Source organism: Mammaliicoccus sp. K-M42 (assembly GCF_022386375.1).
GTDB classification, from domain to species: domain Bacteria; phylum Bacillota; class Bacilli; order Staphylococcales; family Staphylococcaceae; genus Mammaliicoccus; species Mammaliicoccus fleurettii.
Window position 1 is genome coordinate 1 of the sequence record NZ_JAJNIS010000052.1, and the last position, 305, is coordinate 305.

General features: G+C 39.7%; 1 rRNA gene. It reads left to right on the plus strand.

From position 1 onward, the window contains the following. Window positions 1–219 precede the first annotated feature (219 nt). Window positions 220–305, plus strand: a 5S ribosomal RNA gene (gene rrf / locus LQ668_RS12310); the annotation flags it as partial.

Sequence of the window (305 nt, forward strand, 5' to 3'; positions counted from 1 at the left end):
GATCGAAGACTTAATCAAAATTTTTAACTCGGTTTAACGCCGTAAAATCTGCTTACTATCTAGTTTTGAATGTGCAATACATTCTAATAGTTATTGCGAAGAGAAAACGCTTATAGACGACGAATCACAATGGATGACAAATGAGTTTACTCAGGTAAATGAATGCGAAAACCAGTAGTGATGAGGAAGTATGTGAACGCTTGTCTCAAGCAACATTTGTCTGGTGACGATAGCAAAGAGGTCACACCTGTTCCCATGCCGAACACAGAAGTTAAGCTCTTTAGCGCCGATGGTAGTTGGGCTTA